The 14,979-nt window shown below is 32.1% G+C and carries 15 protein-coding genes; 5 read left to right on the forward strand and 10 right to left on the reverse strand.

Going from position 1 to position 14,979, the window contains the following annotated elements:
- Positions 1-10 precede the first annotated feature (10 nt).
- Positions 11-463 (reverse strand): SsrA-binding protein SmpB, encoded by a 453-nt coding sequence (gene smpB / locus DPN68_RS08350; RefSeq protein WP_113989199.1) that lies wholly within the window; start codon positions 461-463, stop codon positions 11-13.
- 144 nt (positions 464-607) lie between these two features.
- On the opposite strand from smpB, the gene DPN68_RS08355 reads away from it, so the two are divergent.
- Entirely contained in the window at positions 608-1,270 is a 663-nt protein-coding gene (locus DPN68_RS08355) for an OmpW/AlkL family protein (protein ID WP_113989200.1), read from the forward strand.
- 110 nt (positions 1,271-1,380) lie between these two features.
- A complete protein-coding gene (locus DPN68_RS08360; RefSeq protein ID WP_113989201.1) occupies positions 1,381-1,659 on the forward strand; it encodes a hypothetical protein in 279 nt (92 codons plus the stop codon).
- Positions 1,660-1,713: 54 nt separating this feature from the next.
- On the opposite strand, the gene DPN68_RS08365 is transcribed toward DPN68_RS08360, so the two are convergent.
- Together DPN68_RS08365 and pepT are read right to left on the reverse strand one after the other, a co-directional pair.
- Positions 1,714-2,289, reverse strand: coding sequence for a YdeI/OmpD-associated family protein (locus tag DPN68_RS08365; protein ID WP_113989202.1), 576 nt, complete (start codon positions 2,287-2,289; stop codon positions 1,714-1,716).
- A complete protein-coding gene (gene pepT / locus DPN68_RS08370) occupies positions 2,289-3,533 on the reverse strand; it encodes a peptidase T (RefSeq protein ID WP_113989203.1) in 1,245 nt (414 codons plus the stop codon). Before pepT ends, DPN68_RS08365 begins: the two co-directional genes overlap by 1 nt.
- A 124-nt stretch (positions 3,534-3,657) precedes the next feature.
- Between pepT and DPN68_RS08375 the strand changes: the two genes are divergently transcribed.
- Entirely contained in the window at positions 3,658-4,674 is a 1,017-nt protein-coding gene (locus DPN68_RS08375) for a quinone-dependent dihydroorotate dehydrogenase (protein ID WP_113989204.1), read from the forward strand.
- Here DPN68_RS08375 and DPN68_RS08380 read toward each other — a convergent pair whose 3' ends face one another.
- From DPN68_RS08380 to DPN68_RS08390, 3 genes are all read right to left on the reverse strand, one after another.
- The gene (locus tag DPN68_RS08380; RefSeq protein WP_113989205.1) at positions 4,675-4,968 is read right to left on the reverse strand and encodes a type II toxin-antitoxin system RelE/ParE family toxin; all 294 of its coding nucleotides are present in this window, start codon (positions 4,966-4,968) and stop codon (positions 4,675-4,677) included.
- Positions 4,961-5,209 carry a type II toxin-antitoxin system ParD family antitoxin gene (locus DPN68_RS08385; protein ID WP_113989206.1) on the reverse strand — a complete coding sequence of 83 codons (249 nt, stop codon included), beginning with the start codon at positions 5,207-5,209 and terminating at the stop codon, positions 4,961-4,963. Before DPN68_RS08385 ends, DPN68_RS08380 begins: the two co-directional genes overlap by 8 nt.
- Positions 5,210-5,474: 265 nt before the next feature.
- Positions 5,475-6,593: a hypothetical protein gene (locus tag DPN68_RS08390; protein WP_113989207.1), complete on the reverse strand. Its 1,119-nt coding sequence runs from the start codon at positions 6,591-6,593 to the stop codon at positions 5,475-5,477.
- 172 nt (positions 6,594-6,765) lie between these two features.
- Between DPN68_RS08390 and DPN68_RS08395 the strand changes: the two genes are divergently transcribed.
- Positions 6,766-7,629: a hydroxymethylglutaryl-CoA lyase gene (locus DPN68_RS08395; RefSeq protein ID WP_113989270.1), complete on the forward strand. Its 864-nt coding sequence runs from the start codon at positions 6,766-6,768 to the stop codon at positions 7,627-7,629.
- Between the two features lie 276 nt (positions 7,630-7,905).
- Complete coding sequence (guaB, locus tag DPN68_RS08400; protein ID WP_113989208.1) at positions 7,906-9,378, forward strand: IMP dehydrogenase; 1,473 nt, start codon at positions 7,906-7,908, stop codon at positions 9,376-9,378.
- Between the two features lie 56 nt (positions 9,379-9,434).
- On the opposite strand, the gene DPN68_RS08405 is transcribed toward guaB, so the two are convergent.
- The 4 genes from DPN68_RS08405 to DPN68_RS08420 form a co-directional block, all read right to left on the reverse strand.
- Positions 9,435-9,944 (reverse strand): CAP domain-containing protein, encoded by a 510-nt coding sequence (locus DPN68_RS08405; RefSeq protein WP_113989209.1) that lies wholly within the window; start codon positions 9,942-9,944, stop codon positions 9,435-9,437.
- An 8-nt stretch (positions 9,945-9,952) separates the two neighbouring features.
- Positions 9,953-12,265: a CAP domain-containing protein gene (locus DPN68_RS08410; protein WP_113989210.1), complete on the reverse strand. Its 2,313-nt coding sequence runs from the start codon at positions 12,263-12,265 to the stop codon at positions 9,953-9,955.
- 108 nt (positions 12,266-12,373) lie between these two features.
- On the reverse strand, positions 12,374-12,679 hold the full coding sequence (locus DPN68_RS08415; protein ID WP_113989211.1) for a GIY-YIG nuclease family protein: 306 nt from the start codon (positions 12,677-12,679) through the stop codon (positions 12,374-12,376).
- Between the two features lie 58 nt (positions 12,680-12,737).
- The gene (locus DPN68_RS08420; RefSeq protein ID WP_113989212.1) at positions 12,738-14,975 is read right to left on the reverse strand and encodes a cation:proton antiporter domain-containing protein; all 2,238 of its coding nucleotides are present in this window, start codon (positions 14,973-14,975) and stop codon (positions 12,738-12,740) included.
- Positions 14,976-14,979: the final 4 nt, after the last annotated feature.

Raw genomic sequence — 14,979 nt, forward strand, 5'->3', positions numbered from 1 at the left:
TGGTAAAACCTTAGAAGCGTTTCTTAACTCGGTCTAAATCGCGTTGGGTATCTTTTTCTTTTAGTGTTTCGCGCTTGTCGTAATTTTTCTTTCCTCTACACAATGCAATTTCTATTTTCGCCAATCCTTTTTCATTGGTAAATAAACGTAGAGGGACAATAGTTAAACCTTTGTTATCACTGTCTTTTTCAAGCTTTTTTAATTCTTTTTTGTTCAATAGCAATTTACGCTCGCTTTTGGCTTTGTGGTTGTAATGTGTGCCGTATAAATATTCTTCAATTGTGGCATTGATTAAGAATAGTTCGTGGTTACTGAATTCGCAAAAACTTTCTGCAATAGAAGCTTTTCCAAGTCGGATGGATTTGATTTCGGTTCCAGTTAATACAATACCAGCGGTGTATTTGTCTAGTATTTCGTAGTCAAACTTAGCTCTCTTATTTAATATGTTAATCGTTTTTTGCATAGGAGTGCAAATTTAGCATAAAATGCTTGAGTTTGAAACCCTTTCTATATTTAGTGTTAAAATAATTTTCAATCTATGATTTATGTCAGGATTTCTGGTTTTTTTCTAAAATACATTTGTACTATAATTTTAAAAACAAGAAACATGAAAAGAATAATTTTTGCTGTAATGGCAGTGTCTTTATTAGCTGTGAATTTTGTAAATGCACAAGAAGAAGAAACAAAATCAGATGATTTCAAAAGATGGCAAGTACGTTTTAGAGGTGTTGGAGTGGTACCAAATGAAAGTGCTACTATTGGAGTAATTGGTGGTGATGTATCCATTTCAAATGCTTTAATTCCTGAATTAGATTTCACTTATTTCTTTACCAAAAATATTGCTGCAGAGCTAATTTTAGGAACTGCTAAACACGATGTTCAAGCTATTGAAACGGCTGCTGGAACAGTTGATTTAGGAAGTGTTTGGTTATTACCGCCAACTTTAACCGTGCAATATCACTTTTTAGGTCATAAAGAGACTACTTTTAAACCTTATGTTGGAGCTGGAGTTAATTACACCTTATTTTATAATGCAAAATCAGGAATTGTTAAAGATGTTTCGTATGATAATGCTTTAGGTTATGCTGCTCAACTAGGATTTGATTTAATGTTAGACGATAAGTTCTTCATTAACATGGATGTAAAGCATATTTTCTTATCAACAGATGTTACGGTTGATGCATCTAATTTGGTACCAGATTTAAGTATTCCTGCTGAGGTGGATATTAATCCTTGGTTGATTGGAATAGGCTTTGGAATGAAGTTTTAGTATTTAAGAATAAAAATCTTATTAAACCGCTTAATTTTTTTGAGCGGTTTATTTTTTTTGTCATTTTTTTTTGTACTTTTAAACTTAGCAAACCAACTTAACTGAAGAACATGAACGAGTACCAATTAATTGACAAGGAAAGTATAGTAGACTTACATTTTCCAAAAAATGAAGTCTTAGAAGATATTGACGATATCAAACAAAGAAAACAAGATTTAGATCGCGCCTTAACTTTAGGTAATTTGGAGCACGTAAAAATGAAAATTTACTTTGAAGATGACGCGGGCAATAAAATGGTAGAAACCACCATTTGGGGAGTTACAGATAGTAGAGTAATTTTGAAACAAGGTGTTGTTATTCCTGTTAATCGTATTCATAAGATAATTTAGAAACAGATTAAAATTTAAAAAGCCGATTTTCATTTGAAAATCGGCTTTTTGCTTTTATCTGTATTTATCATTCAATCCTTTTTCGGCTAGAATCATCGGGATGATTTTTTCCAAGCGGGTGATTTGTGTTTTTTCTTGTTTGGCAGAAATAATGTGTTCAATGAATTCGCGTTGTTTGTAAGGAGAAAAAGCTTGAAATTTTGTAGCCAATTCCGAATTAACATCGAGTGCTTTCTGAAGGATTTCAGGAATAATCGTTTCTTTTTTAGCTTTTGGAATGGATAAACCTTTTTCTTCTATTGCTATTGCTTCTGAAAGGTATTCCAAAATTATTTTTTCATCAATTTCTTCTTTCGATTGAAAACGCATTTGACGCAATGATTTCGTGTTATCTTCATTGGCGTTGATTAGCAATTGCTTTTCATCTTTCAAGAAAACACCATTGTAAAACCAAATCCCAAAATACGATTTGAAACCACCAATGCCAACCACATTTTTATCTTTATAAGTGTAAACAGGTCCGCCCCATTTAGTAGTTTCTACCAAAGGCATTTTTCTTACTATAGCATGAAGCATTTCAATTTCTTCATCCCATTGATTGGTTTTATTCCAAGCGTTTTTTACTTCCATTATTGGTCTTTTTTTGCCGTTAACTCCGCAATTTTCACAATGACTTCAGTTGCTTTTACCATACTTTCTACTGGAACATATTCATATTTTCCGTGGAAATTATGTCCTCCAGCAAAAATATTGGGACAAGGTAATCCCATATACGATAATTGCGAACCATCTGTTCCACCGCGAATAGGTTTGATTATTGGTGTAATTCCTAATTCTTTCATCGCTTTTTCTGCAATTTCTACGATGTGAAAAACAGGTTTCACTTTCTCTTTCATGTTGAAATATTGGTCTTTGATTTCAGTAATTACAATGTCTTCACCAAATTGCTTTGCCCATTTTTTATTCATTTTTTTGGTCAATTTATGAATGAACTCTTTCCTTTTAGTGAATTTCTTCATGCTGTGATCGCGAATTATCAAGGAAACCGTAGTTTCTTCAATACTTCCAGCAATATCCGTTACATGGAAAAAGCCTTCGTAATCTTTTGTTTTTTGTGGAACTTCTTTCTTCGGTAATTTGCTGATGAATTGGTTGGCCAATAACATCGAGTTAATCATTTTTCCTTTGGCATAACCAGGATGTACGCTTTTTCCTTTGAAAGTCACTTTCACACCAGCAGCATTGAAGTTTTCGTATTCCAATTCACCAATTTGACTGCCATCCATAGTGTAAGCCCAATCGCAACCAAATTTTTCCACGTCAAATTTATGAGCACCACGACCAATTTCTTCATCAGGCGTAAACCCAACACGAATTTTTCCATGTTTGATTTCCGGATGTTGAATCAAATATTCCATTGCCGACATAATTTCAGTAATTCCAGCTTTATCATCAGCGCCAAGAAGCGTTGTGCCATCGGTTGTAATTAGCGTTTGTCCTTTGTATAATAGTAAATCTTCAAAATAATTGGGAGACAACACGATATTTTGTTCTTTGTTCAAAATAATATCACCACCATCATAATTTTCTACAATTTGCGGTTTTACATTGGCTCCCGTAAAATCAGGCGTTGTATCAAAATGAGAAACAAAACCAATAGTTGGCACTTCATGTTCCACATTACTTGGAAGCGTTGCCATAATGTAAGCGTGTTCGTCAATGGTAACGTCTTGCATGCCCATTGCTTTTAATTCTTCCACTAATTTATTGGCCAAATCCCATTGTTTTGCCGTACTTGGCGTGGTTGGTGAATTAGGATCTGATTCCGTATCTATAGTAACGTAGCTGATGAAGCGATCGATGATATGTTGCATGATTTTTGATTTTATTCGTTTACAAAGATACTATTTCTACCGAAAACAGAAAGCCGTAAAATCTTAAAACTTAGTATCATTTTGTAATTCCGAATTACTATTTTTGCACAAACAACAACACAACATGTACAAATTGCTAATCCGTCCGTTACTTTTTCTTTTTGATCCTGAAAAAGTGCATTATTTCACGTTTTCATTAATTCGTTTTTTCAATAAAATTGGTTTTGGTTCACTATTTAAAGCTATTTATGAAGTTAAAGACGCTCGATTAGAACGCGAAGTTTTTGGAATAAAATTCAAAAATCCAGTAGGTTTAGCAGCGGGTTTTGATAAAGATGCCAAATTGTACCAAGAACTTTCGAATTTTGGTTTCGGATTTATTGAAATTGGGACATTAACACCAGTTGGACAAGAAGGAAATCCAAAAAAACGTTTGTTCCGTTTGAAAGAAGACAATGCTATTATTAATCGAATGGGATTCAATAACGGCGGCGTTTTGGAAGCAGTGGAACGTTTGAAGAAAAATAACGGTGTTTTAATTGGTGGAAACATTGGAAAAAATAAAGTTACACCAAACGAAGACGCGGTAAACGACTACGAAATTTGTTTTGAAGCCTTGTTTCCGTATGTAGATTATTTTGTGGTAAATGTAAGTTCACCAAATACGCCAAATCTTCGCGCACTTCAAGAAAAAGAACCACTAACAAAACTTTTACAAGTTTTGCAAAATTTAAATTCCAAAAAACAAATTCCAAAACCAATATTACTGAAAATCGCTCCAGATTTAACTGACGAACAACTTTTAGACATCATTGAAATTGTCAATGAAACCAAAATTGCTGGTGTAATTGCTACTAATACCACGTTATCAAGAGAAGGCTTACAATCCGAAAATAAAGCTGAAATGGGCGGCTTATCTGGAAAACCATTAACCAAACGTTCCACAGAAGTAATTCGTTTTCTTTCCGAAAAAAGTAATCAATCGTTCCCGATTATTGGTGTTGGTGGGATTCATTCCGCAGATGATGCCATTGAAAAACTAGAAGCTGGTGCTAGTTTGGTACAATTGTATACGGGTTTTATTTACGAAGGGCCAGCTTTAGTGAAAGCGATTAACAAAAAGATTTTAGCGAAGTTGTAATTATAAATGATTTTTCAAATCCATCATTCCATGTAAAAATCGGATGATTTCTATTTCATTTTCAGAAATGATTTGATAAAAAATTAGATGTTGACCCGTTTTAAAACCTAAAACATCATTTACAACCACATCATAAGATTTTCCTAGATTTGGATTATTTGCTAATTCTTGACAAGAGTTGATGAGAAGTGAATAGTAAATTTCAGCCTGATTTTCAGACCAAGTTGCAACGGTATAATCCCAGATGGTTTCTAAATCTTCAACGGCTTTGTTAGTTAAGTAAAACTTAGCCATTCTTTTTTTTAGATTTAAGAAATTCTAAATGTTTTTTAGAATCAAAGTCTGTAGCTCTTCCACTTTCTATTCCTTCTGTGATGGCATTGCGTAAGTTGATAATACGATTTTCTTCTTCTTCTAAAAGGCGCAAACCGGCACGTACAACTTCGCTTGCATTGCTATATCTGCCTTTTGAAATAGTAGTTTCGATGAAATTTTCGAAATGATTACCTATTGATATTGAGGTGTTTCTTCCCATTATTGACTTAATTTTAAGTAAAGTTACCAAAAATTGGTAATTTTCCCGAATTTTTAACGGATTATTTTGAAAAATTGTTTAATGGTTAGGATTTAAGGATTATAAAAGGAGATTTTTATAGGTTGTAAAAAATAAAACCTCTTGAGAAAGAGGTTTTATTGATTTTAAAATTTATTTTTTGGATTTTTGATAGTATTATTTTTTTAATATTATTGCAAAAATCGTAATAGTTGTACTTTTAAGTATTCAATAATAGTTATGGAAATTATTGATGTGTTTTTTTAATTTCAAATTCAAGTTCAATTGGTTCTCTTTCTTCTACAATTACAAATTCACCAACATCTAAATTAATAAATTCAGGTTCATTGTTTCTTGGGACAATTGATAACATGTATATTTTTAATTTTTTATTATTACTTAATAACTTAAACCAAGAGTTTTCTAAATCTTTAGAAAAAGTTCCTATCATAGAGGATTGAAAACCAATATTTGTTTCAAGTTGATTATTATTAATAGTGAAAAATATTTTGTCAGCCCAATCAAATTTACCGAAATCATAAAAGCAACTTAATTGACATACTAACAATACAGGCAAGTCTTCATCATAGTCGAATGCAACTCCTAAAATCCCTGAATTATTTAAATTTTTGTTACATATACTTTTACTAGAAAAGTAATTAAGTAAAAAATTATTAAGAGTTTGTAAAGAATAGATAGATTTAAAAACTTCTTGATTACTTGCAGAAATTTTCCCATCTAGTGATACTATTTTGTCGTTAATAATTTTATAATTATTATGACCAATTGTATTTCTTATCTTAGAATTGAATGCAGTTTCGAAAAGATTATAAATTAGTTGATAGTTCTCTAATTTAGATTTAATATTATTAATTAAAACACCTTTTTTTAAATTTCCATTTCTATCTTTAAAATTAGCTAATTCGATTTCTATTTTCTCATTTATATTTAATTCAAGAAAAGAAAAAAATACACATAACAAAATTTCTATTTCATAATATTGTTGATATAAAAAACAAGTATTATGATTTAAATTTGAATTTGTCATTTCTAACGCTATTTCAAAAGTATTTAGTCTTTTTTGAGAAAATATTTCTGAATGCTCATTTCCTGAGTAATGTTTTATTAGATTGTTGTGCTTTGAAGTTCCAATTCTTAAGTCTAAAATCTTTTTAAATTCCTCAAGTGATTTTTGTTCTTCTTTGTTGAGTAATAAGGTGTATAGCCAATTTCTGTAATAGAAAAATGCGTTTTTGTCTTCAGAAAAAAGTTTAAGTAATTCTCTTTGAAATATTTTAGGTTTTTCAAGCTTAAAATCAGAAGAAATCCAATGCTCAAAATTTAATATTCGGTCTCTTAATCTCATATTTATTTAATGATAATTCATTAGTTTGTTTCAAAATTCAAGAGGAATTTTCTTTACTAATACTAATATACCAAATATAAACAAAATTTCCTACAACCCTAAAATTTCCCATTTTCAAAAACCCCAAAAAAACCATTTCATAAAAAAGAATTCTTTACTATCTTTGGCAACTATGAATCGAGTAAAAATTATAGAATGTCCGCGCGATGCCATGCAAGGTATCAAAGATTTTATTCCAACGGAGAAAAAAGTACAATACATTCAAGCGCTCTTGCGTGTTGGGTTTGATACTATTGATTTTGGTAGTTTCGTTTCGCCAAAAGCCATTCCGCAAATGCAAGATACCGCTGAGGTTTTAGCCCAACTCGATTTATCCCAAACCGAAAGCAAATTACTGGCTATTATTGCCAATACAAAAGGCGCCGAATTAGCTTCGGTTCATAAGGAAATTCAGTATTTGGGTTTTCCGTTCTCCATTTCGGAGAATTTCCAAATGCGAAACACACACAAAACCATTGCCGAAAGTTTGATTACGCTGCAAGAAATTTTAGAAATCGCTAATCAATCCAATAAAGAAGTGGTAACTTATATTTCCATGGGCTTCGGAAATCCGTATGGCGATCCATGGAACGTAGAAATAGTAGGCGAGTGGACCGAAAAATTAGCCGCTATGGGCGTAAAAATCCTATCGCTTTCTGATACTATTGGAAGTTCAACTCCAGAAGTGATTAACTATTTGTTTTCTAATTTAATATCTAAATATCCAAATGTGGAGTTCGGCGCTCATTTGCATACAACGCCAGATACTTGGCATGAAAAAATTGATGCTGCCTACAAAGCGGGTTGTTTGCGTTTCGATGGTGCTATAAAAGGTTACGGCGGCTGTCCTATGGCAAAAGACGATTTGACCGGCAACATGCCAACAGAAAAATTGTTATCCTATTTCACCACTCAAAAAGCCGATACCAATTGCCACGCCATCAGTTTTGAAAGTGCTTATAATGAAGCTCTAAAAATATTCAACGTCTATCATTAAACCCATTACCAATCACCTATTACCCAATACCAGAAGCCATTCCAGCCATCCATTACAAGATTTTTTCAACAAGTCTTTTTTTGTAAGTTATAAAAAGAGCTTCTTAGGTCGCTTTTTTACAGCAACAAAAAAGAGCCTTCTTCAAAAAAATGCTTTTCATTCCTGTCTGGGCTAAAAACAATCTCGTTTTTTATTGAAACTGAATACTAAAAACTGAGCACTGAATACTTTTTTTAACTATCTTTGCATGCAATTTAACAACTACAACAAATTGCAATGAAAGCACACAATTCAAAAATCGTAGGAGAAGGCCTTACTTACGATGATGTCCTTTTAATACCGAATTATTCTGAAATCTTACCGCGTGAAGTTAGTATTCAAACTAAATTTTCTAGAAACATTACGTTAAACGTTCCTATTGTTTCCGCAGCAATGGATACCGTTACCGAAAGCTCTATGGCAATTGCTATGGCGCAAGAAGGCGGAATTGGAGTTTTACACAAAAACATGACCATTGCCCAACAAGCAGCAAAAGTAAAAAAGGTAAAACGTGCCGAAAGTGGTATGATTATCGATCCAGTTACTTTACCATTAACGGCAACTGTTGGTGATGCTAAAAGAGCCATGAAAGAATATAGCATTGGCGGCATTCCAGTAGTTGATGAAAACCAAATTTTAAAAGGAATTATCACCAATCGTGATTTGCGTTTCGAAAAAGTGAATGATAGAATTATTACAGAAGTAATGACATCAGAAAACTTGGTAACTGCAAAACAAGGCACCACTTTAGCACAAGCCGAAGAAATTCTACAAGAACATAAAATTGAAAAATTACCAGTAGTAAACGACGATTTCAAACTAATCGGATTAATTACTTTTAGAGATATTACCAAATTAACATTAAAGCCTAATGCTAATAAAGACCAATTTGGTCGTTTGCGTGTAGCAGCCGCTTTAGGTGTTACTGCTGATGCTGTTGAACGCGCAACCGCTCTTGTAAACGCAGGAGTTGACGCTGTAATCATCGATACCGCTCACGGACACACCAAAGGTGTTGTAGATGTTTTAAAAGCAGTAAAAACAGCATTTCCACAATTAGATGTTGTAGTTGGAAATATTGCTACACCAGAAGCTGCACAATATTTAGTAGATAACGGTGCTGATGGCGTAAAAGTAGGAATTGGACCAGGTTCTATTTGTACTACTCGTGTAGTGGCTGGAGTTGGTTTTCCACAATTTTCTGCGGTTTTAGAAGTCGCTGCGGCTATAAAAGGTAGCGGCGTTCCCGTTATTGCAGATGGTGGTATTCGTTACACAGGCGATATTCCAAAAGCGATTGCAGCTGGAGCCGATTGTGTCATGTTAGGTTCGTTATTAGCAGGAACTAAAGAATCACCAGGAGAAACGATTATTTTCGAAGGAAGAAAATTCAAATCGTACCGTGGAATGGGTTCGGTTGAAGCTATGAAAGAAGGTTCAAAAGACCGTTATTTCCAAGATGTAGAAGATGATGTGAAAAAATTAGTTCCAGAAGGAATTGTTGGTCGCGTACCATACAAAGGAGAATTAAACGAAAGCATGCAACAATTCATTGGCGGTTTAAGAGCTGGAATGGGTTATTGTGGTGCAAAAGATATCGCAACGTTACAAGAAACAGGAAGATTTGTAAGAATTACAGCAAGCGGCATTGGTGAAAGTCATCCACACAATGTAACGATTACCAAAGAAGCTCCGAATTATTCGAGATAGATTCTAGTGTTCGTTGAAATACAAACCTGACAGGTTTCAAAAACCTGTCAGGTTTTTTATTTTGCACCAAACAACTGCACAACATAAATTTTCTTATTCTCCCAATCGATACTAAAACCAATTTCCGTGAAAGTATATTTCGGATTTATCATGTTTTTCAGATGGTTCGGAGATTTTTTCCAGAGTTGAACTATTTTCAAAGCTAAAGCGTCCAAATCTTCATTGGAATAGATTTGATTTTTAATTCCAGTAAACAAAAGATTTTCTCCTACTAAATTAAAATCATTTCCACCATAAAAATACACCCGATCTTTTGGGTTTACTTTCTTTGAATTCGCTTGTTCGTGCGTTAGCGTTTGCACTTTCGCGATGTATTTTGCGTGGTCTTCAGCGGCTTTTAACAAAAAAGTATCCAAAGTCAAAGCTGTAACAGCAAACGCTTTTCGTTCTTCATTAACCAACTGTAGTATTTTTGTTTTAAGTTGATTGGTATTGATTTTGGTTTCTTTTTGACCGAAACTTAAAGTTGTTAGGAGAAGTAGGAATATGTTGAAATGGGTTTTCATATCTAAATTTAATAATTTTTGGTTTTTATGTTATTACATTTTTTGCAAAAATCATCTTTAATTTGTTTATTTCTCATGAGGTTAAAGTTCTCCTTTTGCCATGCACACCACTCATTTTTGTTGAGTTGGTATACTTTATTTAGAATTTGTTGATTCTGTTTTGTGTTACTTTCATTAAATAAAAGGGTTGCAGTTTGAGCAAGTAACAAAGCTTCTTCTTTTGAAAATGATGGTTTGTTAATTTCGGGTAATAACAAAGCTACACTATATTGATATGCAGTCCAATGATTCAAAAATAAAGCCAGTTTTAAACGGTCTTCTTTTGTTTTACAATTTGATTTAAAGCTAGAATAGACTCTGTTAAAGTAAGTATTTATGCTTGAATAATCATTTATATGATTGCTGTAATAAAGTAAAATATAATCAAAATTAGATTGTAGCTTTTGATTGCTTTTAAATTTTGAAAAGTGATTTTCTAATGTATTAGGCTTCGTTACATTTGTTAGTTTATTGGTGCTAATATCCCAATTTTCTAATAAATCTTTGTTTATTTTACAATATAATACTAGTAAATTATGTTGTGAATCAATAGAAAGTGTATCGAATTTTTCTAACCAAATTTTAAGAAATTGAATGGTTTTGAAATCATTATTTTGATTTTTAGAGAGAACAGCTGCAGCATTTTGAACAAGCGTCGCATTCGTTTTAATTTCGTTAAATATTAATTCTTCAAAAAGACAATCGGTATATTCGCTTTTATAAAGTTTTGATAGTGCAGCAATTGCTTTATTGTTGTTTTTTTCAAAAATTGCTGTTCTTAAATTTAATTCTGCAAATATAGTTTCATAATCAATTTCTTCGATATCATTGGTTAATTCACCATAATAATTCACTACTAATTTTGAAGTTCTTTGCGTGTTTAAATAGTTATTCCAATATTCCTGATTTGTATTGATATAATTTCTAATTTCTTTTTTGGGCTTACTAATCCATTCATCTAGATTTTCCATTGCAAGTTGGAGATAACACATTTCCCAGTTTTCTTTAGCAATTTTTAGGGATGGTTTTACTTTAATGTTTAAAGAATCGATAGCAAATTTTTCAATGGCAACAGCTCTTTCATTATGAAGTTTAGTGTTGATTGCTTCATTTCCTTCGACTGAACTGAAACTATAAATTTGAATAGAATGAACTTTGTTGTTAGTATTGTAGTAATAATTATTTATTGGTTTAATTTTGTTTTTATCAAATTCAAACGTGATTTCATTAGTGTAAATAATTCCTTTATTGCTTAAAATCACATTTTTTGGATTTTCAATAATTGGTTCAATTGGGAATAAATCAATAGTATCCGAGTTTACTTTTAAGGGAACAACATATTCGCATGCACAACTATCAAAAATTAGAACAACATTTGCTAAAATGTCTTTACCAATTAAATGTGAAGGAACTTTTCCAACGGTTGTAATAAGCTTGAATTCATTTTTAGCAATATTATTTTCCAACAGTTCATTTCTAAAAACTGGTTTTGCCAAAACGCCATCATATATAGGTGAAATATCAAATTTGTTTGAACTTGTACAACTCATTTGTTCTTTTTCAATAAAATCTATTGCAATTCCATCATTTTCATTTGAAAAAAGTTGTTCAAATTCTTGTTTGTCATGAAAATATAACACAACTTTATCATTTTCAATTGTTATATTATTTCCAATACTTAATTGAGTTGAAAGGCTTATTTTTTTACAACCGCCTTTTTTTTCTTTTAATCCAAAAGCGTTTTCAGAAAGTTGGTTTTCAATACTAATTCCTGTTGTGCCAAAAACTTGAGTAGCATAAATTCTGTTTCGTTTCAAGTCAATTGCAAATCCTAAATCTGCGGTATCAAAATTGGAATTAATAATATTTTTGTAATGAGGTGGTGAGTTTTTCCACTGATTGAAAATTTTAATTGCGAGTTTGTCTAAATCAGTATCATTATATTTTTTAGATTCTATCGAAGTAAAAAGTACATTTTCACCTATTTCACTGAACTTTTTGCCATTATAATAACGTACTCTATCAACAGGATTTTTCTTTTCTGTTTCTTTTTGAAAGTGTGATAAATTTCCAATTTTCAATAAGTATAAACTATGGTCTTCGGCGGCTTTTTGGAGAGAATTTTCTTTATGAAGTTCTTTTAATTTTAGTGTTTTTCTGTGATTGTTTATTAAAGTTGAAACTTTTACATTTAATTTTTCAATATCAATCGTAGTTTCCTTTTGCTGTGAAAACATCACAACTGAAAAAACCAGCGAACAAAAAAGAAAAAATTTATTCATAACTATATATTTATTGAACTTGAAACCCAATTTTCATGCCAAATTTTTAGAAATAAAATTTATTAATGAACGCTTTAAACTCAAAGTCATTGCGAGGAACGAAGCAATCTAAATCGTCATAATGTCAATGATATCATCATATAAATCGTTCCAATTTGGATTGATACTATTAATTAATTTTTCTTTTATAGCTCTATTGCCGGCCTTTAATTGTTTTTCCCGTCCAATTGCATCTCCAATCATTTGGAATTGCTCAAAATAAACTAATTTATCTAAGTTGTAGCGAGCAGAAAATGAATTTTCATATCGCTTTTGTTTATGCTCTTCAATTCTTTGTGGTAAATTTGAAGTGACACCAATGTAAAGAACTGTGTTGTTTTTGTTGGTTATGATATAAATAAATCCTGGTTTCATGGCTTATATTTTTCGAGATTGCTTCGTTCCTCGCAAAGACTTTGCGTTAAGGTTTTTTTTATTGTTTCAAAAACTCATTAATTTTCTTCTTATTTCCAGCAATCCATAAAATATCATCTGATTCTAAAACCCAATGTGATTCGGGATTTAGAATACGTTTTCCGTTGCGTTCAATTCCTACGATAATACCGTGCGTTTTCTCTCTAATTTGCGATTCACGAATGGTTTTTCCAATGCAAACACGATTTTTAAGTTCTAATTGTTGCAGAATGATGTCTTCTTCTTCAAAGGTCTCAGCGGCGTCAAATTCGTTTTTATCTAAGTATTTTTTGAATTCTTTTACTTGTGCATCGGTGCCAATGATATTGATTTCATCGCCGGGAAATAAGCGCTCTGTTCTTATTGGAATATTAATGGTAATATCTCCTCTTTTTATAGAAGCAATGTTAATTCCAAACTGTTCTCTAATTTTGATTTCTTCTAATGTCTTTCCAACTAAATTAGATTCGTAGGCAATCTCAAAACCAGCCATGTGACCATCCCAAGGTGATAATGTGTTTTGTCTTTTGTTTTGTTTATTTGTTTCTCTATCATTGAAGTTGCTCAAGAAATGCTTTTCAATTTTATTATATAAGGAATGTAATTTTTTTGGGAATAAAATATAAACAACAACAGAAATTACTAAAGCAATAAAAGCAATAACTGGAGAAAAGAACGTATTTAGTATAAATCCTATGTAAAATAAACTCAGAATTATTCTAAAGAAAACTAAAACAACAATCGGTCCGCGATATTTACGAACTTCTAATAACGATTGCACTTCTTTTACAGCTACTCTTCGTAAAGATAAAGCCCATAAGAAGGGCGATAAGATAATAATAGTGATAATAGCAGCAATAGCATTCCCAAAACGCGAAGTTTCTACCAATGGTAAAATATAACGCGAAGAAAGAATAATAACCGCCACAATAATAATGGAATGTATTATTATTTGTGCTAAATAAGCTTTTAAAACAATTTTCCAAGTGCTTACCGATTTAATAGCATCTGTATTAGCACTATAACGTTCTATGTTTTTTACCCATTTTCTTGGTAAACGTTTTTCTAAAAATTCGGCAAATGGCGTTGAAAGCTTCACCATAAAAGGAGTTGTAAAGGCAGTAACCGCTGAAACCGCTACAATTATTGGGTATAAAAAGTCGCTAGTTACTTTCAGTGTCATTCCCAATGTGGCTATGATAAATGAAAACTCACCAATTTGCGACAAACTCATTCCTGTTTGCACTGATTGTTTTAATGGTTGACCAGAAATTAGTGTTCCAATAGTTGAACTAACCGATTGACCAATAATCACTACGAAAGTCAATAAAGCAACAGGAAAAGCATATTCAATTAAAGTATCTGGATTAATCATCATACCAACCGATACGAAGAAAACAGCGCCAAATAAATCTTTTACGGGTTTAACCAAATGTTCAATATGTTCGGCTTGCGTGGTTTCTGCAATAATGGAACCCATAATGAATGCACCAAGAGCAGGCGAGAAGCCCACATTTGCCGCAAAGATCACCATTAATAAACATAGTGCTAACGAAACAATTAACATCATTTCATCGGTTAATAAATGTTTAGCACGTTTTAATAACGTTGGAATAAAGAAAATGCCAGCTACAAACCAAATGGTTAAGAAAAATACCAATTTCAAAACGGATTGAATCAATTCACCACCTGAAAATTGTTGAGTAACCGCAACAGTTGATAATAAAACCATCATTAAAATGGCCATAATATCTTGAACTATCAATGCTCCAATAACATTTCCAGTGAATTTTTGTGCTTTAACGCCTAAATCTTCAAAAGTCTTTAAAATGATTGTAGTTGAGGAAATCGATAAAATTACGCCTAAGAAAATACTATTCATTTTGCCCCAATCCATCCATTGACCAACAAGATAACCTAAGGAAATCATGGTAACTATTTGCGTCAATGCTGTAATGGAAGCGGTGCCGCCCACTTTCATTAGTTTTTTAAAACTAAATTCGAGACCTAAACTAAATAAAAGGAAGATGACGCCAATTTCTGCCCAAACGGCAACGCTATTGGTATCTTTAACCGTTGGTAAAAAATCAAAATGATTTCCCGCTAAAAAACCCGCAACCAAATAACCCAAAACGAGCGGTTGCTTCATTAGTCGGAATAGAAATACGGCAATGGCAGCAGTAACTAAAATTAATCCTAAATCACTAATTAAATCAGGAAGGTGAACCGATGTGGACGTGGCGGACAAGAATAGCATGTTT

It is taken from the genome of Flavobacterium tibetense (genome assembly GCF_003293845.1).
GTDB classification, from domain to species: Bacteria; Bacteroidota; Bacteroidia; order Flavobacteriales; family Flavobacteriaceae; genus Flavobacterium; species Flavobacterium tibetense.